This window comes from Stackebrandtia albiflava, from assembly GCF_007994225.1.
GTDB classification, from domain to species: Bacteria; Actinomycetota; Actinomycetes; order Mycobacteriales; family Micromonosporaceae; genus Stackebrandtia; species Stackebrandtia albiflava.
Window position 1 is genome coordinate 97,736 of record NZ_VLLL01000001.1, and the last position, 20,349, is coordinate 118,084.

A 20,349-nucleotide genomic window follows, 5' to 3' on the forward strand; every position below is an offset into this window, starting at 1 on the left:
GGCACGGAACGGCCCCGGCTGTCAGGCTCGCCCGATGACTCCCGAGACGTTGTGCGGACTGTTGGCGGAACCGGAACGGCTGCGGGTCTTCGCCGCGGTGGTCCTCGGCGCGGGCGACGTCGCGACCGTGGCGAGCGGCGCCGGGCTGCCGCCGGCCCGCGTCGTCAAGGCGATCGGGAAGCTGCGGGACGGCGGCCTGATCGACGGCGACGACTCCGGTCTCACCGCGCGGCCCGAACTGTTCAAGACCGTGATGCGCGCGGTGGGAGCCGACCGCCCGACTCCCGTACTCGATCCCGACCCGAAGCGGAACGCGCTGCTCAACACGGTCCTGCGGGACGGCCGGATCAGGGTCATGCCGGAGGCCGCCGCCAAGGTGCGGGTCGTCCTGGAGTACGTCGTCACCCGGTTCGAGCCGGGTGTGCGGTACCGGGAACCCGAGGTGAACCGGATCCTGAGGGGATTCCACGACGACCACGCCAACCTGCGCCGCCGGCTGGTCGACACCGGTCTGATGAGCCGCGCCGACGGGGAGTACTGGCGGTCGGGTCCGTGACCGAGACACCCGTCACCGGGACCGCCCGTTCCGCGGGGTGACCGATCGGGCACACTCGAGGTCGGTTGTCGTCACCGATAAGGGGGTTCCGATGCGCGACCCACTGCACTCCCATCTGGACGTTGTCGGAGGCCAGTTGGTGGACATGTCCACTCTGGTCGCCACGGCGGTCCGGTCCGCCTCCGCGGTACTGCTGGAACGGACTCCCGAACGCGCGCAGGCGGTCATCGACGGCGACTCGCGGGTCAACGCCATGCAGTACACCGTCGAGGACCGCGTCACCGAGATCATGACCCGGCACCAGCCGATCGCCGGGGACCTGCGGTTCATGCTGGGCGCGATCCGCATGACCACCGACCTGGAACGCATGGGCGACATGGCGGTGCACATCGCCAAGATCGCGCAGCGGGACGGGACCGCCTGCGCCGTACCCGCCGCGCGGCCCGTCTACGAGGCGATGGCGGCCGTCGCCGACCGCGTCGCCGCCAAGACGACCCGCATCCTGCTGTCGCGGGACGTGTTGGACGCCGCCCAGTTCGACCTCGACGACGACGAGATGGACGCCCAGTTCGCGAGGCTGATGGCGTTGATCGGCGACGACTGGCCGCACGGCGCCGAGGCGGCCGTGGACGTGGCCATGCTGGGCCGCGCCTACGAACGGTTCGCCGACCACGCCGTACGCATCGCACACCAGATCGTCTACCTGGTCACGGGCGAGGTACACCTCGACCGGCCGTGAGCCCGGCCCGGCGACCGAGAGGCGCGTCACGGCGCGCGTTCAAACCGCGTCGCGTCGTTCATTTATCGTTCACCTTGACTTCTCTACCCGCACACCGGTCCGGATTTACATGGTCAGTGAATCAACCGCCGTCCGGTGACTCACCGGCCGAACCCGGAGTAGAGACCTACAGTGACTGTGAACGTGCGAGGCAAAGTCCTGCCTCTTCTGGCCGCCAGTGCCCTCGCCCTCGGTGTCGCGGCATGCGGCGGTGGAGACTCCGCCGACGACGCCGGAAACACCGGCACCAGCGACCTTTCCGGTGAACTGACCGCCTCCGGCGCCAGCTTCCCCGACGCCTACTACCAGGTGGCCATCGAGGCCTACGCCGAGGTCGCTCCCGAGGTCGTCATCAACTACAACTCCACCGGATCCGGCACCGGCAAGAAGGAGTTCGGCGAGGGTCTGACCGACTTCGCCGGCACCGACAGCCTGGTCGGTGACGACGACCCGGTCGAGCCCGGTTCGTTCCTCTACGTGCCCACCGTGGCCGCCCCCATCACGGTGTCCTACAACCTGCCCGGCGTCGAGGGCCTGCAGCTCGGCCAGGAGACGCTGGCCCAGATCTTCCAGGGCGACATCGAGACCTGGAACGACCCGGCGATCGCCGAGGCCAACCCCGACGCCGAGTTGCCCGATACCCCGATCACCATCGCCCACCGCTCCGACGGCTCGGGCACCACGACCAACTTCACCAAGTTCCTCGACGAGGCGACCGAGTCCTGGGAGCTGGGCAGCGGCGACGTCGTCGAGTGGCCCTCCGACTCGCAGGGCGGCGAGAAGAACACCGGTGTCGCCTCGATCATCCAGCAGACCGAGGGCGCCATCGGATACGTCGACCTCGCCGACGCGACCGGCAGCGAGCTCGTGTTCGCGGCCGTCGAGAACGCCGACGGCGAGTTCGTGATGCCGAGCATCGCGGGCACCACCGCCGGCCTGGAGGGCGCCGAGGTCGCCGAGGACCTGTCCTACAACCCGCTGAACGCGGCCGGCGCCGACGCCTACCCGATCACCGCGCCGACCTACATCCTGGTGCGCACCAGCTACGAGGACCCGCAGACCGCCGAACTGGTCAAGGCGTTCCTGACCTGGCTGCTCACCGACGGACAGGCGCTGGCCGAGGACGAGTTCTTCGCGCCGCTGCCCGACTCGCTCGCCGAGCAGGCACTGGCCCAGCTGGACAAGATCCAGAGTTGATCCGCAACCGCCGTCCCGCCGCATCGGAGGCCCCTGAGGCCCCCGGTGCGGCACGGCCGTATACATGGAGTTCCCCTTGACACAGCTCGACAGGGCACCCGCCTCCGATGTGACGACGCCGGGCCGGGGCCGCACGCTCGACCGCGTGTTCGGCGGCGCCTCGTACGGCGCGGGTCTTCTCGTACTCGGCGTCCTGGCGCTGATCCTGCTCAGCACCACCTGGGAGGCGCTGCCCGCCTTCCAGCACTCCGGATTCGACTTCATCTTCGGACAACGCTGGGCGCCCAACAACCCCGACCTGCCGCTGTTCGGCACGCTGACCTTCCTCTACGGCACCGCCGTCTCGTCGCTGCTGGCGCTGCTGATCGCGGTCCCGGTGTCCATCGGCATCGCGCTGTTCCTCACCGAGCTGGCGCCGCGCTGGCTGCGGGTGCCCGCCGTCACCGTGATCGACCTGTTGGCGGCGGTGCCGTCGGTGGTGTTCGGTCTCGTCGGCATCCTGGTCATCGCACCCGCCGCGCTGCCGTTGTACCAGTGGATCCACGACCTCGTCGTGAACGTTCCGGTCCTGGGTTCGGTGTTCGGTCCCGCCGTCAACGGCAACACCTTCGCCACGGCGGGCGTGATCCTCGCCGTCATGGTGATCCCGATCATCACGTCGATCAGCCGCGAGGTGTTCGACACCGTGCCGGTCGCCGACAAGCAGGCGGCGTACGCGTTGGGCGCCACCCGCTGGGAGATGATCAAGGGCGCGGTGTTCCCCCACAGTTTCGCCGGCCTGGTGGGCGCGGCGATGCTGGGCCTGGGACGCGCGATGGGCGAGACCATCGCGGTGACGCTCGTCATCGGCGGCTCCACCCAGATCGCGGCGAACCTCTTCGCCTCCGGGAACTCCATGGCCGCGGTCATCGCCCAACAGTGGGGTGAGGCCAGCGGTCTGCACACCAGCGCGCTCATCGGGATCGGCGTCGTGCTGTTCGCCATGACCGTGCTCGTCAACTACAGCGCGCGGGTGATCGTGCGGCGCGCCGAGATCCGCATGAAGGGAGCCACCGCATGACGGCCACCGCCACCCCCGCCCGTGAGGGTGCCGCCCGGTCGCGTCCCGACCTGGGGAAGTCCGCGCTGCCGTTCCGCCGCCGGTTCGCCAACCGGGGCATGACGGTGCTGATCGCCGCCTGTCTGCTGTTGGCGATCCTGCCGTTGGGCCTGGTGGTCTACGAGGTCGTGTCCCGTGGCGCGGGCGTGATGAGCCTGGAGTTCCTGACCGCCGACATCCCCCGCAACTACCGTCGTGAGGGCCCCGGCATGGGGGCCGCGGTGGTGGGAACCCTGGTGATCACGGGTATGGCCGCCCTGCTGGCGATCCCGCTGGGCGTGATGGGCGCGATCTACCTCAACGAGTACGGCAAGCAGTCGGCGTTGGCGAGGTTCATCCGGACCATGGCCGACGTGATGACCGGTGTCCCGTCGATCGTGATGGGCCTGTTCATCTACGTGACGTGGGTCCTGGCCATCGGCGAGAAGAACGGGTTCGGCGGCGCGCTGGCGCTCGCGTGCCTGATGCTGCCGATCGTCATCCGTTCCAGCGAGGAGATGCTGCGGCTGGTGCCGGACGAGTTGCGCCAGGCCAGTGCCGCGCTGGGCGCCCGCAAGTGGCGCACGATCGTGACGGTGGTCCTGCCGTCGGCGATCTCGGGCATCACCAGTGGTTCGCTGCTGGCGGTGGCCCGGGCCGCGGGTGAGACCGCGCCGATCATCGTGACCGTCGGGATCGCCTTCGCGGCGAACCCGGACCTGTTCGACGGCGGCAACACCACCCTGGCCGCGCAGATCTACCGCAACGCGAGCCTCACGTTCGCGGGGGCGCAGGACCGCGCGTGGGGCGCGGCACTGACCCTGATCGCGATCGTGCTGCTGTTCACCATCATCGCCCGGCTCATCGCCGCCAGGTTCGCACTCAAGGAGCGCTGAGATGCCGACCCGTTCCGTCAAGTCCCCGTCCGTCGACTCCGAGGTGACGACCATGACCACTCCCGAAAAGGCACCGTCCCGTACCGTCCGTCCCACCGCGGGCCTGGGCAGCGCCGCCACCTCGGTGTCGGCCCCCGGCGAGCCGGTGATGGACCTGTCCGACGTCAGCGTGTTCTACGGTGACTTCGAGGCGGTCAGGGGCGTGTCACTGCCCATCCGCCACAACCAGATCACCGCGATGATCGGCCCGTCCGGTTGCGGCAAGTCGACCGTGCTGCGGTCCCTGAACCGGATGAACGACCTGGTGGCGGGTGCCCGCGTGAGCGGTTCGATCACCTACCACGGTCAGGACATCTACGCGCCGAACGTGGACCCGATCCAGGTGCGGCGCCACATCGGCATGGTGTTCCAGAAGGCGAACCCGTTCCCGAAGTCGATCTACGACAACGTCGCCTACGGTCCCCGCCTGAACGGCGTCAAGCGGCGCGCGGAGCTCGACGACATCGTCGAGGAGGCGCTGACCGGCGCGGCGTTGTGGGACGAGGTCAAGGACAAGATGAAGACCTCCGGCCTGGCTCTGTCGGGTGGCCAGCAGCAGCGGCTGTGCATCGCGCGCGCGATCGCGGTCAAGCCCGAGGTCATCCTGATGGACGAGCCGTGTTCGGCCCTGGACCCGATCGCCACCTCCAAGGTGGAGGAACTGATGTTCCGGTTGGCGGAGGACTACACCATCGTCATCGTCACGCACAACATGCAGCAGGCGGCCCGGGTGAGTCACTACACGGCGTTCTTCACCGCCGAGGTGGACGACGCCGGTGTCCGGCACGGTCGCCTCGTGGAGTTCGACGACACCGAGAAGATCTTCACGAACCCGGCCGAGCAGCGCACGGAGGACTACATCACCGGCCGTTTCGGCTGATCCGAGACCGCCGCACCGAGGAGGAACCGGTGCGGCGCCGTGCCGGTGGTCCGGAGGGGCGCCGCGACCACCGGCACGGTAACGCCCGCACCGGGCCACTCCGAAGCCGCGGACATCCCCGATGCGGGGGCCCGGCTTTGTCACCATTCGATGGTGCGATTCCTGATCAGACTGATAGTCAACGCGGTGGCGTTGTGGGTCACGACCCTGATCGTGTCCGGTATCGAGGTCTCCGGCGGCTCCACCGCCGCCGACATCGGCACCCTGCTGGTGGTGGCCTTGATCTTCGGCCTGGTGAACGCGGTGATCAAGCCGATCGTCCAGGTGTTCGGCTGTGCCTTCTACGTACTGACGCTCGGCCTGTTCGCCCTGGTGGTGAACGCCCTGCTGTTCCTGTTGACGGGGTGGCTGTCCCAACAGATGGACATACCGTTCTCGATCGACGGGTTCTGGCCGGCGTTCTGGGGTGCGATCGTGATGGCGATCGTGTCGTGGCTGCTGAGCCTGGTGATTCCGGATCCGAAGCGCGATTCCTAGGTCAGTTGTCGCTGCGCAGGCCGGGCAGGCCGGAGATCACGGTGTTGCGCCGGCGTTCGTAGCGGTCGTCGCCGTCGCGGGCCTCCGAGGCGACCGGCACGGCGCGGTACCCGGCCTCGTACATCGGCCGTCCGTCGGCCGAGGACGGCGGCGGCCCCTGCGGGCCGGCCACCAGGCCGAGCCTCGCCCGGGCGACTCCGATGTACCGCAGTCCGACGACGGCCGCCTGCTGGACGGCGTGGTACTCCGCGGCGGTGGACGCCTCGGACAGCCGGTGTGACGCCATGTCGAAGTGTTCACGGGCGTCCTCCAGCGCGCGCGACGCGACGGGGTCGCCGCCGTGGCGCAGGCTGGCCAACTGGCCGTGCAGCAGACCGCACCACTTCGCGGCCGTCCGGTGCGCCTCCAGCGCCTCCTCGGCGTGCCGTCTGCGACGGGCGACCATGCCCATGACGAGCGCCGTGAGCGCGACGAGGCCGATGACACCGACCATCGACCAGATTCCGACGTTGACTACATCATCCATCCCTGACCTCCGCTGTGTAGTAACCCGATTCACCGGAATCGCCCCTACGGTGCCATCGGCGGATGGGAGTCACCTTGGGTTCAGCGAGCGCTTGCCGGGAGCTGCCGGAGACCGTGATCGGTGATGGGCGTCTCCAATGGCGACGAGGCGGCATGGGAATCAGACTGCTGACGTCGAGTCTACCCCGCGACGCCGAAGCTCCACTATGGATGTACGCGATACTCCACAATGGTGAGGCGGAACACCCTCCGGCCTCGCGCCGGGTAGGGGATCGGCGACCGACCGTGTCCGATCGGCACCACGGGAGCCCCGCGCCGCCGCCGATGTGCCGAACCGTGTCCACGGGAATCACATACCCAACCGCCGCGATCGGCGCACATCGGCGAATCCGACGCCAACACATATGCGTACATGCGCATGATAGCATCATTCGCGCGGGCGACCGCCCGGCGACGCGACGATTCGAGGAAACGGTATGGGAGCGGGACACGATCACGGGGCCATGAGCCTGGGCGCCAGGCATCGGGGACGACTGTGGGCGGCGCTGGGCGTCACCGGCGGTTTCATGGTGGTGGAGATCGTCATGGGGCTGTTCAGCAACTCCCTGGCGCTGCTGTCGGACGCCGGTCACATGGCGACCGACGCGCTCGGGATCGCCATGGCGCTGGCGGCCATCATCGCGGTGCGGCGCAGCCGCTCCCGGCCACGCCGGACGTTCGGCCTGTACCGCCTGGAGGTACTCGCCGCACTGGGCAACACCGTGCTGCTGTTCGCGGTCGCCGTGTGGGTCCTCATCGAGTCCGTCGGCCGGTTCCGGGAACCGACGGAGGTCGCCTCGACCGCCATGCTGGTCACCGCCGTCGTCGGCCTGATCGCCAACCTCGTGTCGCTGGGGCTGCTGCGGTCCGGAGCGTCGGAGTCGATCAACGTCCGCGGCGCGTACTTCGAGGTGCTTGGGGACGTCCTGGGGTCGATCGGCGTCATCGTGGCCGCGGTGGTCATCGCCACCACCGGATGGTGGTACGCGGACCCGGTCATCGCCGTGGCGATGGCGGGACTCATCCTGCCGCGTGCCGCACGGCTCGGCCGCGACGCGCTGCGCATCCTCCTCCAGACCGCACCCGAACACATCGACGTACCGGCCGTGGAGGAGAGGCTCCGCACCGTCCCCGGCGTCACCGACGTCCACGACCTACACGTCTGGACGCTCACGTCGGGCATGGACGTGGCCTCGGCCCACCTCGGGATCGCGTCGGGCCACGAACTCGGCGGGGTGTTGTCCGCCGCCAGGTCGGCACTGCACGAGGACTTCGGCATCGACCACGCGACCCTGCAGGTGGAACCCCAGGACGACCGGGGCTGCGAATCACTGACCTGGTGACGGCCGTCCGTCCACTTCGTACTCCCGTGTTCCCGTCGGCGGCTTCGCGCGACGGCACCGCCGACGGCGGCGAGACTCCGGCCGACACCCACAGTGCCGGAACGGACACGATAGTCCGCCTCAAACTGTCAACCAACCGACATTGTCACGGTTCCGACCTAACCCCTGGACCACAACGTCTACCGTGAAGCGGTGGCGCAATTCACGTGCGACCACGCTCAGGGAGTGCGTTCACGCGCACACAACCGAGAACAGGTGGGAAAATGCTCAACACACAATGGCGTAAGAGCAGCAAGTCCGGTCCCAACGGCGCATGCGTCGAGGCCCGGTTGTCCGTGACCGGCGTGGAGGTTCGCGACTCGAAGGACGTCAGCGGCCCGACCCTGCACGCCACGACCGGCGAATGGCGGGAACTGCTGGCGATCTCCAGGCACGGCTCCCGCTGACGCGGTATACGTTCCGGATCCCCGGTGCCCTCCTCCGGTGAGATGGTGGCCGTTCCCGTCGGACCGGCCCGCCACGACCCGTGACCGCCCAACGTCACGTGCATCGCGACAGCCCGATCGCCCCGAGGGCACTCTCCGAAGCGTAAGACGGCCTCCGCCCGAGGCCCCGCGGCCGTTCCGATGGCAATCGCACTCGGAACGGCCGCTCCGCCACAACCCATAGCGGTGAGAGGGCAGCCTTCTTCCCGACGATCGGTTCCCGGAAACCGGGATCAGCCCAACCGGTCGATCTCCTTACGGATCAGTTCCAGCGACATGGTCGGGCTCAACGCCGCGACCCGCAGGTTCTCGAAGACGGTCTTGAACCGATCGGTGTGCTCCTCCTCGTACACGTCCCCCGTGTGGCCCTCGATGTAGACCACGTCGGGGTGACGGTACGTGGGATCGGGCTCGGGATCCGGGTCCTTGGGGTCCCCGCCCGGCCCGAACTCCATGAAGGTGAACGATCCCAGCATCCCCGGGTAGGCGCCGCCGGCGAACGGCAACACCTGGATCTGTACGTTCGGCAGGTCGGCGACCTCGAGGAGGTGCCGGAGTTGTTGGCGCATCACGGGAGCGCCGCCGATGACACGGCGGATCGCCGCCTCGTCGATGACGTTCCACATCTGGAGTTCGCGCTGCCGGACGCGCCCCTGGCGCTCCATCCGCAACTCGATGCGCTTCTCCATGTTGGCCTTGGCGTTCTCGTCGACGAAGTCGAATGTCGACTGGGCGTACTCGCGTGTCTGGAGTAGACCGTTGATGATCAGGCCGTCGTAGATGCTCAGCCTGGTCGCCTCCGCCTCCAGGCCGATGTAGGTGGCGTACGGCGGCGAGATGGTGTCGGCGTACTTGGCCCACCAACCGCGTTTGCTGCCGTCGCGCGCCAGGCCGGTCAACTCCTTGACGAGTCCGGAGTCGTGGTCGACGCCGTAGAGTTTCGCGAACAGGTCGATGTCGCGGGTCTTCACCTTGACCCGGCCCAATTCCATCCGGTAGATCGTCGACGGCGTCACGTCGAACGCCTGGGCCACCTGCTCCACACTGGTGTGGCTGTTCTGGCGAAGCTCCCGTAGCTGTGCCCCGAGCCTCCGACGCCGAACGGTGGGGCTGCCGCTGCTGGACACCACTGTGGTACTCCCTGAGTTGTTCTCGGCCCGGTCGGACGCGCCGTCGTCAGTGTTCGCGCCATACTTTCCCATATCCGGATCCTCCTCGAAGCGCACACCGTGTGCGATCCACCGGCAGCCGTCCCGAAATGTTCACTCGATCAAGTGGAATGTCTTGCAGTGCCAACCTGCATGTGCAAGTCTATACGACAGAGACTACCCCACGTGTGTGGCCGAAGCCATCGCCAAGCACAGTGGAGTGTCCGCGAAGACGAACAAGGTGGGACCCAGTCATCGCGGGGCCGAGACGGCCCGCGGGATACGAAAGGGTGGGGAAAGTTGAGAAGTCCGTACACATTGGAGCAGCCGCCGCCCAGCGAGCCTCCCGACGGAGTGCTCAGCCCGAGCCTCTGGCCGGTGCAGGTGCGCTGGTGGCGGCGGCACACTCCCAAGGGACAGGCGCGCATCTGCGCCGTGTGCGGCCAGAGCTGGCCATGCCACTCCTGGGCGTGCTGGGACGGTCAGATCGGCGAGGCGGTGGAGGCCGCCAAGCGACACCAGGCACAGACCGCATCACTCCGCGTACCTTCCTCCCGGTCCGACATTCCCGCTTCCGTGTCCTCCCCACGGGTGTAGCAACGGACCGACGACCGCGGTGACGGCGGCGTCGCGTGGCATGTAACGACGACGTCACCACGGTTCATCGGCCGGTGCCCGAGGCGCCTTCCCATCTCCCCGGGCACCGGCCGCGATCAGACGGCCGGCGACTCAGTCCGCCAGGATCAGCTCCACCACCGGTACCGTGACCTCCGGTGGCCGCACGGGCAACCGCAACGTCAGGGTGTCGGGGTCCAGACCCGCCATGTGCCGCCGGAAGTCGTCCGCCGGGTCATACCGTTCGATCCGTACCTCGGAGTGGTCGTGCAACAGCCTCGCGTACCGGACCCGCCCGGCCAGGCCCGGCAGGTGGAGGTGCTTCAACGGCCAGGCGAGGACGTGGAGGTAGAGACGATCCGCCCGGCGGGTGAACCGGCAGTCCGGTGGCGGCGTGAACTCCGCCGGTCCGGCACCGTGGATCGCGGTGTGGTGGGCGTCCATCCACTCCCCGATGTCGGACAGGATCGCCGACGCGTGCGGATCGAACGCCCCGCGACCGGTCGGCCCGACGTTCAGCAACAGATTGCCGCCCTTGGCGACGGTGTCGATCAACATGCCGATCAGCAGCCGGGGCGACTTCCACTCCGTGTTGTCCCTGTCGTAGCCCCACGAACCGTTGAGCGTCTGGCACGCCTCCCACGGGACCGCCGAATCGAAACCCGCGCCGTCGACGGGCTGCACCTGTTCCGGGGTGGTGAAGTCCCCGGTGTCGGGACCGGGACCGGTGCCCAGATCCAGCCGGTCGTTGACGAGGATCCCGGGTTGCAGCCTTCGCACCAGGGCCATCAACTCCTCCGACCGCCAGTCCTCTCTGCCCTTGCCCCGGTCCCCGTATCCGGGGTAGGAGAAGTCGAACCACATCGAGTCGACGCGGCCGTACCCGGTCAACAGCTCGGTCACCTGACCGTGTAGGTACCGCACGTACCGGGACATGTCGCGGCCCTCACCGGGTCCGGGCGTGTCTCTGAGCGGGTGGTGGTCGTCGATGGTGAAGTCCGGGTGGTGCCAGTCCAGTAGCGAGTGATAGAAACCGATCCGGAATCCGCGTGCCCGGAACGCCGCCACCATCGGGGCCAGCAGGTCGCGCCCCGCCGGGGTGTGCGGCGCGGAGTAGTCGGTGAGCTTCGAGTCCCACAGGCAGAAGCCGTCGTGGTGCTTGGTCGTGACCACCACGTACCGCATCCCGGCCGCCCAGGCGTCCGACGCCCAGCGCTCGGGGTCGAACCGGTCGGGTGAGAAGTGGTCGAAGTACCTGCGGTACTCCTCGACCGTCGCCTTCTCGCGCGTCTGAACCCATTCGTGCCTGGCGGCCGCCGAGTAGAGACCCCAGTGGACGAACAGTCCGAACCGGGCCTCGGTCAGCCAGCGGGCGCGTTCCTCCAACGGCGGTATCGACATGGGGCTCCTTGCGGGGGTGTGACCGGTGGGTCGGGCGACCCTAGCAGCGTGGCGGCGGTGACGCGATGACGACGGTCACTCCGGTCGCGCGGCCGGGCCGTGTGCCAAACCCGGGCCTCGGGGCGTAGCGAAACCCGGTCAGGCTCGTTGACTCTTGTGGGAGGCCGTCCGTGCACCGACGACCTGCCGGGTGGTGACCAGGCGACCGGAACACTGCCGCCGTTCCGGTCGCCTGGCACCGCCTGTCCGGGCCGGCGTCGCGGTGCCTCCCACCAGAGCCAGGTGGCGGCCGTGGCATGCCGGAACGGTGTCAGCCGTGACGGCCTGAGCGCGGTCCGGGACTCCCGGTCCCGCGCGGAGGACGTGCCGCCGGAGTTTGCCGAACCGATGGACGGTGTGGGGGTACACAGCGGTGCTGAACGCGGGTGACGTGCTGGCGGGACGCTACCGGTTGCACGGACGCGTGGGCGGCGGCGGGATGGGCGACGTGTGGAAGGGCGAGGACACGATCCTCGGCCGCACGGTCGCGGTCAAGGTCCTGCTGACCGGTCTGGCGACCGACGAGAACTTCCGGGAACGGTTCCGGCGGGAGGCCTGCGCCATCGCGGCGCTGGAGGCCCCCGGGATCGTCGACGTCTACGACTACGGCGAGGTCGCCACGCCCCGGGGCGTCGTCGCGTTCCTCATCATGCAGTACGTGGACGGGCAGGCGTTGTCCCGCCGGATCGCCGGATGGGGCCGGCTCAACACTCGGGACACCCTGGACATCGTGGCCCAGGTGGCGGACGCGTTGGACATCGCGCACCGCGCCGGAGTCATCCACCGTGACGTCAAGCCGGGCAACATCCTGGTCCGCGACGACGGCCGGGTCACCCTCGTCGACTTCGGGATCGCGCGCGCCAGCGGCGACCTCACCATGACGACCACCGGAGTGGTGCTGGGGACGGTGACCTACATGTCCCCCGAACAGGCGTCCGGTGAACGACTCACCGCCGCCTCCGACATCTACTCGCTCGGCGTCGTCGCGCACCAGTGCCTCGCCGGTCATCCACCGTTCAAGGCCGACACCCCGCTGGGCGTGCTCTCGGCACATCTGCGCAACGTGCCGCCCAGCCTTCCCGACGACGTCTCCCCCGACGTCGCGGAACTCATCTCCCGGGCGCTGGCCAAGCATCCACACGACCGCTGGCCGACGGCCGCGGAGTTCGCGACCGCGTGCCGTGAGGCGCGGCCGGCCGTCACGGGCCGTTCGGCGACGACACGGCGCGCCGCCGTCGTGGAGCCGCCGGCTCACGCGGTCCCGGAGGACCGGATGTCGCTGCGGGAGGCGCGGTGGCAGCCGCCGGCACCATCGCCGGTGCCGGCGGTGCCCGCCGTCGTCCCCATGCGGCGCAGGCGACGACTGATGCCGGGCCTGCTGCTGTTCACCGGCGCGGCCATGCTGCTGGCGGTGGTGTTGGTGGTGGTCGTCGGGGATCCGCCCTGGGAGAGCCGCCGACTCGTCGACGTCACGGGTACCGACGCCTCCGAGTCGGTCTCACCGGACGGTGTGTCGAGTCCCGGCGACGAGCTGCCGGGCGGAGCGGACGAACCGGTGGGCAACCGCAGCCGCGACCCCTCCGACGACGATCCCTCCACGTCGCCGTCACGGGGCGGGACCGGGTCGCCGTCCCCCTCGCCGTCGGAGTCGGCGTCGTCGTCTCCCACGGCCACGCCGGTGCCCGACGTGGTGCGGCAGCCGGAGGCCAAGGCCCGTCAGACGCTCACCGAGGCGGGATTCCACCCGGCGGTGACGTATCAGGGAGACGGCGGGACGACATGTGCCGTCACCGCCCAGCATCCGCCCGCCGGGGACACCGCCCCACCGGGTTCGACCGTGACCATCACCGTCGATCGGGCGGAGGTGTGCGCGGAGGGCGCCCGCTGATTGTCAGTCCAGCCAACCCTTCGACTTCTCCACCGCCTTCCGCCACTGGGAGTAGTCGGCGGACCGGTCACGTTCGGGGAGCCACCGGCGGTCCTCCGCCCACAGGTCCCGGAGTTCGTCCACACTGGACCAGACATCGACGGCGAGTCCCGCGGCGTAGGCCGCGCCCAGCGCGGTGGTCTCGGCGATCCGCGGCCGGATCACCGGTATCCCCAGCACATCGGCCTGGATCTGCATGAGCAGGTCGTTCGCGGTCATGCCGCCGTCCACACGCAATCCGGTGAGCGAGACGCCGGAGTCCTGCCGCATCGCCTCGGCGACCTCCAGGGTCTGCCAGGCCGTGGCCTCCAGGACCGCGCGCGCAAGATGTCCCTTGTGGGCGAATCGGGTGAGGCCGGCGATCAACCCCCGGGCGTCGGAACGCCAGTGGGGGGCGTACAGACCGGAGAACGCCGGCACGAAGTAGCATCCGCCGTTGTCCTCGACGGTGCGCGCGAGGTCTTCGATCTCGGCGGCCTCGGAGATGATGCCGAGGTTGTCCCGCAACCACTGCACGAGGGCGCCGGTGATCGCGATGGAGCCCTCCAATGCGTACCGGGCGGGTTGGCCGTCGAGCTGGTAGGCGACCGTGGTGATCAGTCCGGCCTGCGAACCGACGGGTTCCGTACCGGTGTTCAGCAACAGGAAACTCCCCGTGCCGTACGTGTTCTTCGCGTCGCCGACGTCGTAGCAGCCCTGCCCGAACAGGGCGGCGTGCTGGTCGCCGAGCGCCCCGGCCACCGTGAGGCCCGCGAACTCCCCCTTCGCCGTGCCGTAGACGTGCGAGGACGGCCGGATCGCGGGCAGCATCGCCACCGGGACACCCAGGGCGTCGCACACCTTCTCGTCCCAGTCCAGGGTGGACAGGTTCATGAGCATGGTGCGGGACGCATTGGTCACGTCGGTGACGTGCTCACCGGTCAACTTGTGGATCAGCCAGGTGTCCATGGTGCCGAAGCACAGTTCGCCCGCCTCGGCGCGCGCGGCGAGTCCGGGCACCTCATCGAGCAGCCACCTCACCTTCGGGCCGGCGAAGTAGGTCGCCAGCGGCAGGCCGCAGATCTCGCGGAACCGGTCCTGGCCGCCGTCGGCGGCCAGCTCGGATACCAGGGCGTCGGTGCGGGTGTCCTGCCACACGATGGCGCGGTGCACCGGCTCCCCGGTCGCCCGGTCCCACACCACGGTGGTCTCACGCTGGTTCGTGATGCCCAGGGCCGCGATGTCGGAGACGTCGGCGGACGCCTTCGCCATGGCCTCGCGCATCACCGCCCGCACCCCACGCCAGATCTCCTCGGCGTCGTGCTCCACCCAGCCCGGTCTCGGGAAGTGCTGTGTGAACTCCTGTTGCGCCGCCGCGACCAGCCCACCGGTGCCGGTGTCGAAGATCAGGCAGCGCGACGACGTGGTTCCCTGGTCCACGGCGGCGACGTATCGGCTCACGGTGTCCTCCTCGGATGGCGGGCTCTCAGTGTGCCAGTCCCCGTCTCGTCCTTGAGAAGGAGCGGTAACACCCCGGCGGGCGGAGGCCGGTGGCTTCCGGCGGCCCTATGCTCGCCACATGGATGTAGCCATCAAGGTCGCCGACCTGGCGAAACGTTACGGCGACCTCGCCGCCGTGGACGGGGTCTCGTTCGAGGTGAAGACCGGGGAGTTCTTCGGCATCCTCGGCCCCAACGGCGCGGGGAAGACCACCACGCTGGAGATCGTGGAGGGGCTTCGCGAGCCGGACTCCGGGGAGGTCGGCCTGCTGGGGATGCGCCCGTGGCCCCGCAACCCGGAACTGGCGATGCGGATCGGAGTGCAGCTGCAGTCGTCGGCCTTCTTCGACCGGTTGACCGCGCGGGAGCAGTTGCGCACCTTCGCCGAACTGTACGGGGTGTCGTCGGCCCGCGCCGACGAGATGCTGGAGGTCGTCGGGCTCACCGACAAGGCCCGCACCCGCATCGAGAAGCTGTCCGGCGGGCAGGCGCAGCGGCTCAGCATCGCCTGCGCACTGGTCCACGACCCCGAACTGGTGTTCCTCGACGAACCCACCGCGGCCCTGGACCCGCAGGCGCGCCGCAACCTGTGGGACCTGCTGCGACGGGTCAACTCCGACGGCCGCACCGTCGTGTTGACCACGCACCACATGGACGAGGCCGAGTCGCTGTGCGACCGCGTCGCCATCATGGACTCCGGCCGGGTCCTCACCATCGACAGCCCGGCGAAACTCGTGCGCGACCTCCACGCCGCCACCCACATCTCCATCTCCAGCGGATTCCTCACCGTGGAACAGGCCGCCGGCGTCGCCGGAGCCGAGGCGCACGTTGAGGACGACGGCCTGGACCTGACGTTCACCACCCACGATCCGGCACGCATCCTGACGGCCCTGGCCGAACGCTCCGCGCTCGACGGACTGCGCGTCCGGGGCGCCACCCTGGAGGACGTGTTCCTGGAACTGACCGGACGGGAGTACCGGGCCTGATGCAGAGTTTCCGCAGCCTCACCAAGGCCATGTTCCTCGGATTCGTCCGGGACAAGGTCTCGCTGTTCTTCACCATCGTGTTCCCGTTGATGTTCCTGGTGATCTTCGGGGCGCTGTTCCAGGACCAGGGGACCTCCCCGGCCCGGATCGTCCAGGTCGGCGACGTGGCCGTCCTGGACGACCTGCGCGACAACGCGCCCGACTCCTATGAGGCCCTGTTCGAGGTGACCCGGTCGGACGACCTCGACGCCGCCGTGGAGACGGTGAGGCAGGGCGACGCCGACGCCGCGGTGTCCCAGAACGGTGAGACGGTCACGGTGCACTACTCCGCCGCCGACCGCACCAACTCCGCCGTCGTACTGTCCACACTCAACGGTGTGGTCGACGCGGGGAACCTCCAACGGCTCCAGGTGGCCGCGCCCGACGTGCCCGTCACCACGGTCGACAACCGGCAGGTCGAGGACGAGTCGCTGTCGGCGATCCAGTACCTGACGCCCGGCCTGCTCGGCTGGGCGGTGTCGATCTCCGGCGTGTTCGGTGCCGCGGCGACGCTCGTCGACTGGCGCAGCAAGAAACTGCTCCGCAGGCTGCGGCTGGCCCCGGTCTCGATCCCCGAGGTCATCGGTGCCCGGATCAGCGTCAGCCTGGCCACCGCGATGATCCAGCTCGCCGTGTTCATCGGCGTCGCCTCGCTACCGGTCTTCGGGCTCAGCCTGACGTCCTACTGGTGGATGGCGATCCCGGTCCTACTGGTCGGCACCATGGCGTTCCTGGCCCTGGGCATGGTGATCGGCGCGATCGCCAGGACCGGTGAGGGCGCGAGCGGCCTCGCCAACCTGGTCGTCATGCCGATGGCCTTCGCCTCGGGCTCGTTCTTCCCGCTGGACATGGCACCCGACTGGTTGAAGACGATCTCGTGGATCTCCCCGTTGCGTTACATCAACGACGCGTTGCTGTCGGTGATGGTGCGCGGGAACGACCCGTTGAGCGTGCTGCCGCAGATCGGGCTGTTGGTGGCGTTCACGCTCGTGGTCGGATTCGTCGCGTGGCGGATGTTCCGTTGGGACGACCTGTGACCGGTGGACCGGGGGTCAGTCGGACTCCCGTTCGGTGAGCAGCGCGTCGAACACGGCCCGCCGGGGCACTCCGAACCGGCGGGCCGTCGTGCTCATCGCGGTCTTGCGGTCCACACCCGAGTCGATCAGCTCGGCGACGGCCGCCGCCAGGTCGGCCGGTGCCGCTTCACCCCGGGCGGCGGTGTGTCCCGTCACGACCAGGGTGATCTCACCGCGCGGTGGATCGGTCCGCACACCCTCCGCCAGGTCGGCGAGTCCGCCCCGCCGGACCTCCTCGTAGGTCTTGGTGAGTTCACGGCACAGCGCCGCCGGCCGGTCCGCGCCGAGCCGCTCCGCCAGGGCGGTGAGACTCTGCCCGATCCGGTGCGGCGACTCGAAGAACACCATGGTCCGGGGTTCCTCGGCGAGCTCGGCCAGCAACCGGTCGCGTTCGGAGGTCTTACGGGGCAGGAACCCCTCGAAGCAGAACCGGTCGGTGGGCAGCCCGGACAGCGCCAGGGCCGTCGTCACGGCGGTCGGGCCGGGCACCGCCGTCACCGGCACGCCCGCGTCCACCGCGGCCCTGACCAGCCGGAAGCCGGGGTCGGAGACGCTGGGCATCCCCCCGTCGGTGATGACGGCGACCGTCGCGCCCGACTCCAGTTCGGCCAGCAGCCTCGGCGTCCGCTCCCGTTCGTTGCCCTCGAAGTACGACACGATCGTGGCGGTGACCGTGACGCCGAGATCGGCGGCGAGGCGATGGAGGCGGCGGGTGTCCTCGGCGGCGACCACGTCCGCCTCTCCGAGAAGGCGGCGGAGTCGCGGCGAGGCGTCCTCCGGGTTGCCCAGTGGGGCGCCGAGCAGGACCAGTTCTCCCGTGGTGTCGTCAGGCACGGCTCGTATTGTCACATGAACGGCCGTCCAGATTAACACCTTGTGGGGCAACGCCTCCAGTTCACGTCAACAATCCGACACTCCCCTGTGACTCGCCGTTCGCGTTATGCATACTGGGCGCAGCCCGTGCCGCCACACGGGCTCCGGCCATTACCCGACGCACCTTCAATATGGGGGAACCCACGATGCCGCCGTTGTCGCTCACCGTCAAGATCGTCGCGGGCGCGGCCGTGCTGTTCCTGGCGTTCACCGGTCTGCGGTACGCCGCGCTGTGGGTCGCGCAGCACTGGGTGCCGGTCGTGGTGGTCCTCGCCCTCGTCGCGCTCGCGGCCGGCGGCGTGCTGCTGTACCGGCACCGGCGGAACGCCGCGGAACGCGCCGAGGACGCCGAGCTCGAACGCCACCTGGCCAAGGCCGACACCATGACGATCCCCGAGTTCGAGGCGTGGGTCGCGAAACTGCTGTTGCGCGACGGGTTCCGCCAGGTGCGGTTCGTCGGCAGGGCCGCCGACTTCGGCAGCAACTTCGTCGCCACCGCCCCCGACTCCCGGCGGGTAATGGTGCGGGCCAAGCCCGACGACGGCACGATGAGTAAGCGCGGCGCCCGGCACATCCAGGCATTGGGCGCCGACGCCCACGCCCGCTGGAAGGCCGACACCGCGATGCTCATCACCAACGCCGACCTGCACCGCCTGAAGGTCGCGGCCCGGCACGACGCCCTCGCGGCCCAGTTGGGCGTGATCCTGGTCGACCGGATGGAACTCGCCGCCTGGGTCGCCGACCGGAAACCGCCCGCCGAACTGACCGCCAGTCCCGCCTGAGCGCCGCACGCGCCCGACGGTTCCGACCTGCGTGACCGTCGTCCTGAGCGACGTCACGGCCACCGGCCGCACACCGGCAAGCGGTTACGCTTCCGGCATGACTGACCTTCGCATCGGCGTGGCCGGCCTCGGGCTGCGCCGCTCCCTCGCCGCCGAGGCGCACCGTCCCGGGGCCGGCTCCCGTGTCACCGCGGTGTGCGACACCGACACCTCGACCTGGGACTGGGCCCGGGAACGGTTCGGTGACGTACTGACGTTCAAGGACTTCGGCGACATGCTGACCGCCGACCTCGACGCCGTCCTGATCCTCACCCCGGACGACACCCATGTCACGCTCGGCGGACAGGCCCTGTCGGCGGGTGTCGCCACCTTCATGGAGAAGCCGCTGGCGACCCGCATCGAGGACTGCGACACGCTGCTGGAACTGGCCCGCCGCCACCGGACCCGGCTGTACGTGGGGCACAACATGCGTCACATGCCGGTGGTCCGGACCATGCGCGAGCTGATAGCGGAGGGGGCCGTCGGTGAGGTCCAGGCGATCTGGTGCCGCCACTTCGTCGGCCACGGCGGCGACTTCTACTTCAAGGACTGGCACGCCGACCGTCGCCGCACCACCGGACTGCTGCTGCAGAAGGGCGCCCACGACATCGACGTGATCCACTGGCTCGCCGGCGCGGCCAGCCGGGAGGTGACCGCGATGGGGAAACTGAGCGTCTACAACCGGATCACCGACCGCCAGGCCCGGGAGGGCGACCGTCCCGCCGACTGGTACGACCCGGCGGCGAACTGGCCGCCGCTGTCGCAGCGGGGGCTGCACCCGGTCGTCGACGTGGAGGACCTGTCGATGATGCTGATGCGGCTCGACAACGGCGTCCAGGCCAGTTACCAGCAGTGCCACTACACCCCGGACTACTGGCGCAACTACACCGTGATCGGCACCGAGGGACGACTGGAGAACTTCGGCGACACCGGCCCCGAGGCGGTGGTCAAGGTGTGGAACCTGAAACGACGCGGCCACGACCCGGACGCCGACCGGGTGGTCCCGGTGCCGGTGAGCCGGGGCGGTCACGGCGGCGCCGACGCCGGCCTCATAGACGAGTTCTGCCGGTTCGTGCGGCACGGTGGGGCCACGGACACGTCCCCGATCGCCGCACGGGATTCCGTCGCCGCGGGAATCGTTGCGACACAATCGATCCGGGAGGGCGGCCGGAACCGAGCCGTCCCGATGCCGGACGCGGAACTGGCCGCCTACTATCGGAACGGTCAACCGGGCAGCCGGTAGGCACCACAACTTCGGCTTCGTGGCACGAACGGGGGATCAAGCGGACGATCCCATCCCATAGATTCGTACTCGTAACGAAGACAACCGGCCGAGGGGCCGGGACGGCAAACCCACATGGGAGAGGAAAGCGCGATGAGCGACGGTTTCGAGGACACGACGACGGATGAGCCGGTGGAGGACGACTACACCGCGGATGACGCGTCGGGTGACTACTTCGACATCAACGGTGATGGTATCGAGGACGCCACGACGGTGGCCGGTGAGGAGACCTTCATCGATGTGGATCACGACGGGGTCGCCGACGGGGTGTTGACCGCCGACGGGGAGTTGTTCTCCGACACCGATGGTGA

20 protein-coding genes and 1 pseudogene are annotated in these 20,349 nt (G+C 69.2%); 16 read left to right on the forward strand and 5 right to left on the reverse strand.

Annotated features, from left to right (window positions below):
* The first annotated feature begins 34 nt into the window (after positions 1–34).
* From LX16_RS00490 to LX16_RS00520, 7 genes are all read left to right on the forward strand, one after another.
* Positions 35–556 (forward strand): DUF2087 domain-containing protein, encoded by a 522-nt coding sequence (locus LX16_RS00490; RefSeq protein ID WP_147131356.1) that lies wholly within the window; start codon positions 35–37, stop codon positions 554–556.
* A gap of 91 nt (positions 557–647) precedes the next feature.
* Entirely contained in the window at positions 648–1,295 is a 648-nt protein-coding gene (phoU, locus tag LX16_RS00495) for a phosphate signaling complex protein PhoU (protein WP_147131360.1), read from the forward strand.
* A 183-nt stretch (positions 1,296–1,478) separates the two neighbouring features.
* Positions 1,479–2,531 (forward strand): phosphate ABC transporter substrate-binding protein PstS, encoded by a 1,053-nt coding sequence (gene pstS / locus LX16_RS00500; RefSeq protein WP_244615619.1) that lies wholly within the window; start codon positions 1,479–1,481, stop codon positions 2,529–2,531.
* A 76-nt stretch (positions 2,532–2,607) separates the two neighbouring features.
* Positions 2,608–3,591: a phosphate ABC transporter permease subunit PstC gene (gene pstC, locus LX16_RS00505; protein WP_211354206.1), complete on the forward strand. Its 984-nt coding sequence runs from the start codon at positions 2,608–2,610 to the stop codon at positions 3,589–3,591.
* Complete coding sequence (pstA, locus tag LX16_RS00510) at positions 3,588–4,505, forward strand: phosphate ABC transporter permease PstA (protein WP_147131368.1); 918 nt, start codon at positions 3,588–3,590, stop codon at positions 4,503–4,505. The genes pstC and pstA overlap by 4 nt, the downstream gene beginning before the upstream one ends.
* A 52-nt stretch (positions 4,506–4,557) precedes the next feature.
* A complete protein-coding gene (pstB, locus tag LX16_RS00515) occupies positions 4,558–5,424 on the forward strand; it encodes a phosphate ABC transporter ATP-binding protein PstB (RefSeq protein ID WP_147131440.1) in 867 nt (288 codons plus the stop codon).
* Positions 5,425–5,574: 150 nt separating this feature from the next.
* The gene (locus LX16_RS00520; RefSeq protein WP_425304404.1) at positions 5,575–5,961 is read left to right on the forward strand and encodes a phage holin family protein; all 387 of its coding nucleotides are present in this window, start codon (positions 5,575–5,577) and stop codon (positions 5,959–5,961) included.
* Position 5,962: 1 nt separating this feature from the next.
* Here the strand turns inward: LX16_RS00520 and LX16_RS00525 are convergent, their stop codons facing one another.
* Positions 5,963–6,487: a hypothetical protein gene (locus tag LX16_RS00525; protein WP_147131375.1), complete on the reverse strand. Its 525-nt coding sequence runs from the start codon at positions 6,485–6,487 to the stop codon at positions 5,963–5,965.
* Positions 6,488–6,962: 475 nt separating this feature from the next.
* On the opposite strand from LX16_RS00525, the gene LX16_RS00530 reads away from it, so the two are divergent.
* Together LX16_RS00530 and LX16_RS00535 are read left to right on the forward strand one after the other, a co-directional pair.
* The gene (locus LX16_RS00530) at positions 6,963–7,868 is read left to right on the forward strand and encodes a cation diffusion facilitator family transporter (protein ID WP_147131378.1); all 906 of its coding nucleotides are present in this window, start codon (positions 6,963–6,965) and stop codon (positions 7,866–7,868) included.
* Positions 7,869–8,131: 263 nt separating this feature from the next.
* Complete coding sequence (locus LX16_RS00535; protein ID WP_147131382.1) at positions 8,132–8,314, forward strand: DUF397 domain-containing protein; 183 nt, start codon at positions 8,132–8,134, stop codon at positions 8,312–8,314.
* Positions 8,315–8,586: 272 nt separating this feature from the next.
* Here the strand turns inward: LX16_RS00535 and LX16_RS00540 are convergent, their stop codons facing one another.
* Positions 8,587–9,555 carry a helix-turn-helix domain-containing protein gene (locus LX16_RS00540; protein ID WP_147131384.1) on the reverse strand — a complete coding sequence of 323 codons (969 nt, stop codon included), beginning with the start codon at positions 9,553–9,555 and terminating at the stop codon, positions 8,587–8,589.
* A gap of 246 nt (positions 9,556–9,801) precedes the next feature.
* On the opposite strand from LX16_RS00540, the gene LX16_RS00545 reads away from it, so the two are divergent.
* Positions 9,802–10,098: a hypothetical protein gene (locus tag LX16_RS00545; protein ID WP_147131387.1), complete on the forward strand. Its 297-nt coding sequence runs from the start codon at positions 9,802–9,804 to the stop codon at positions 10,096–10,098.
* Positions 10,099–10,230: 132 nt separating this feature from the next.
* Here LX16_RS00545 and LX16_RS00550 read toward each other — a convergent pair whose 3' ends face one another.
* Positions 10,231–11,517: an alpha-L-fucosidase gene (locus LX16_RS00550; RefSeq protein WP_147131391.1), complete on the reverse strand. Its 1,287-nt coding sequence runs from the start codon at positions 11,515–11,517 to the stop codon at positions 10,231–10,233.
* Between the two features lie 412 nt (positions 11,518–11,929).
* Here LX16_RS00550 and LX16_RS00555 point away from each other — a divergent pair, with 412 nt between their 5' ends.
* A complete protein-coding gene (locus LX16_RS00555; RefSeq protein WP_147131394.1) occupies positions 11,930–13,444 on the forward strand; it encodes a serine/threonine protein kinase in 1,515 nt (504 codons plus the stop codon).
* Positions 13,445–13,447: 3 nt separating this feature from the next.
* Here LX16_RS00555 and glpK read toward each other — a convergent pair whose 3' ends face one another.
* Positions 13,448–14,923: a glycerol kinase GlpK gene (gene glpK, locus LX16_RS00560; RefSeq protein ID WP_147131400.1), complete on the reverse strand. Its 1,476-nt coding sequence runs from the start codon at positions 14,921–14,923 to the stop codon at positions 13,448–13,450.
* Between the two features lie 118 nt (positions 14,924–15,041).
* Between glpK and LX16_RS00565 the strand changes: the two genes are divergently transcribed.
* Together LX16_RS00565 and LX16_RS00570 are read left to right on the forward strand one after the other, a co-directional pair.
* Complete coding sequence (locus LX16_RS00565; RefSeq protein WP_147131403.1) at positions 15,042–15,947, forward strand: ABC transporter ATP-binding protein; 906 nt, start codon at positions 15,042–15,044, stop codon at positions 15,945–15,947.
* Positions 15,947–17,023 carry an ABC transporter permease gene (locus LX16_RS00570; protein WP_147131408.1) on the forward strand — a complete coding sequence of 359 codons (1,077 nt, stop codon included), beginning with the start codon at positions 15,947–15,949 and terminating at the stop codon, positions 17,021–17,023. Before LX16_RS00565 ends, LX16_RS00570 begins: the two co-directional genes overlap by 1 nt.
* 15 nt (positions 17,024–17,038) lie before the next feature.
* Here the strand turns inward: LX16_RS00570 and rsmI are convergent, their stop codons facing one another.
* On the reverse strand, positions 17,039–17,896 hold the full coding sequence (gene rsmI, locus LX16_RS00575) for a 16S rRNA (cytidine(1402)-2'-O)-methyltransferase (protein ID WP_147131411.1): 858 nt from the start codon (positions 17,894–17,896) through the stop codon (positions 17,039–17,041).
* A 170-nt stretch (positions 17,897–18,066) separates the two neighbouring features.
* Between rsmI and LX16_RS00580 the strand changes: the two genes are divergently transcribed.
* The 3 genes and pseudogenes from LX16_RS00580 to LX16_RS00590 form a co-directional block, all read left to right on the forward strand.
* Complete coding sequence (locus LX16_RS00580) at positions 18,067–18,717, forward strand: restriction endonuclease (protein WP_147131414.1); 651 nt, start codon at positions 18,067–18,069, stop codon at positions 18,715–18,717.
* A 97-nt stretch (positions 18,718–18,814) separates the two neighbouring features.
* Positions 18,815–19,999, forward strand: coding sequence for a Gfo/Idh/MocA family protein (locus tag LX16_RS00585; RefSeq protein ID WP_147131416.1), 1,185 nt, complete (start codon positions 18,815–18,817; stop codon positions 19,997–19,999).
* Positions 20,000–20,131: 132 nt separating this feature from the next.
* A pseudogene (locus LX16_RS00590) lies at positions 20,132–20,349 on the forward strand (hypothetical protein); the annotation flags it as partial.

Bases quoted from the DNA above. Each gene is read 5' to 3' on its own strand.
- LX16_RS00565 (WP_147131403.1), top strand. From the start codon at position 15,042: ATGGATGTAGCCATCAAGGTCGCCGACCTGGCGAAACGTTACGGCGAC.
- LX16_RS00535 (WP_147131382.1), top strand. From the start codon at position 8,132: ATGCTCAACACACAATGGCGTAAGAGCAGCAAGTCCGGTCCCAACGGC.
- LX16_RS00520 (WP_425304404.1), top strand. From the start codon at position 5,575: ATGGTGCGATTCCTGATCAGACTGATAGTCAACGCGGTGGCGTTGTGG.
- LX16_RS00525 (WP_147131375.1), bottom strand. From the start codon at position 6,487: ATGGATGATGTAGTCAACGTCGGAATCTGGTCGATGGTCGGTGTCATC.
- LX16_RS00540 (WP_147131384.1), bottom strand. From the start codon at position 9,555: ATGGGAAAGTATGGCGCGAACACTGACGACGGCGCGTCCGACCGGGCC.
- phoU (WP_147131360.1), top strand. From the start codon at position 648: ATGCGCGACCCACTGCACTCCCATCTGGACGTTGTCGGAGGCCAGTTG.
- pstB (WP_147131440.1), top strand. From the start codon at position 4,558: ATGACCACTCCCGAAAAGGCACCGTCCCGTACCGTCCGTCCCACCGCG.
- LX16_RS00550 (WP_147131391.1), bottom strand. From the start codon at position 11,517: ATGTCGATACCGCCGTTGGAGGAACGCGCCCGCTGGCTGACCGAGGCC.
- LX16_RS00490 (WP_147131356.1), top strand. From the start codon at position 35: ATGACTCCCGAGACGTTGTGCGGACTGTTGGCGGAACCGGAACGGCTG.
- LX16_RS00530 (WP_147131378.1), top strand. From the start codon at position 6,963: ATGGGAGCGGGACACGATCACGGGGCCATGAGCCTGGGCGCCAGGCAT.
- LX16_RS00580 (WP_147131414.1), top strand. From the start codon at position 18,067: ATGGGGGAACCCACGATGCCGCCGTTGTCGCTCACCGTCAAGATCGTC.
- pstA (WP_147131368.1), top strand. From the start codon at position 3,588: ATGACGGCCACCGCCACCCCCGCCCGTGAGGGTGCCGCCCGGTCGCGT.
- LX16_RS00570 (WP_147131408.1), top strand. From the start codon at position 15,947: ATGCAGAGTTTCCGCAGCCTCACCAAGGCCATGTTCCTCGGATTCGTC.
- LX16_RS00585 (WP_147131416.1), top strand. From the start codon at position 18,815: ATGACTGACCTTCGCATCGGCGTGGCCGGCCTCGGGCTGCGCCGCTCC.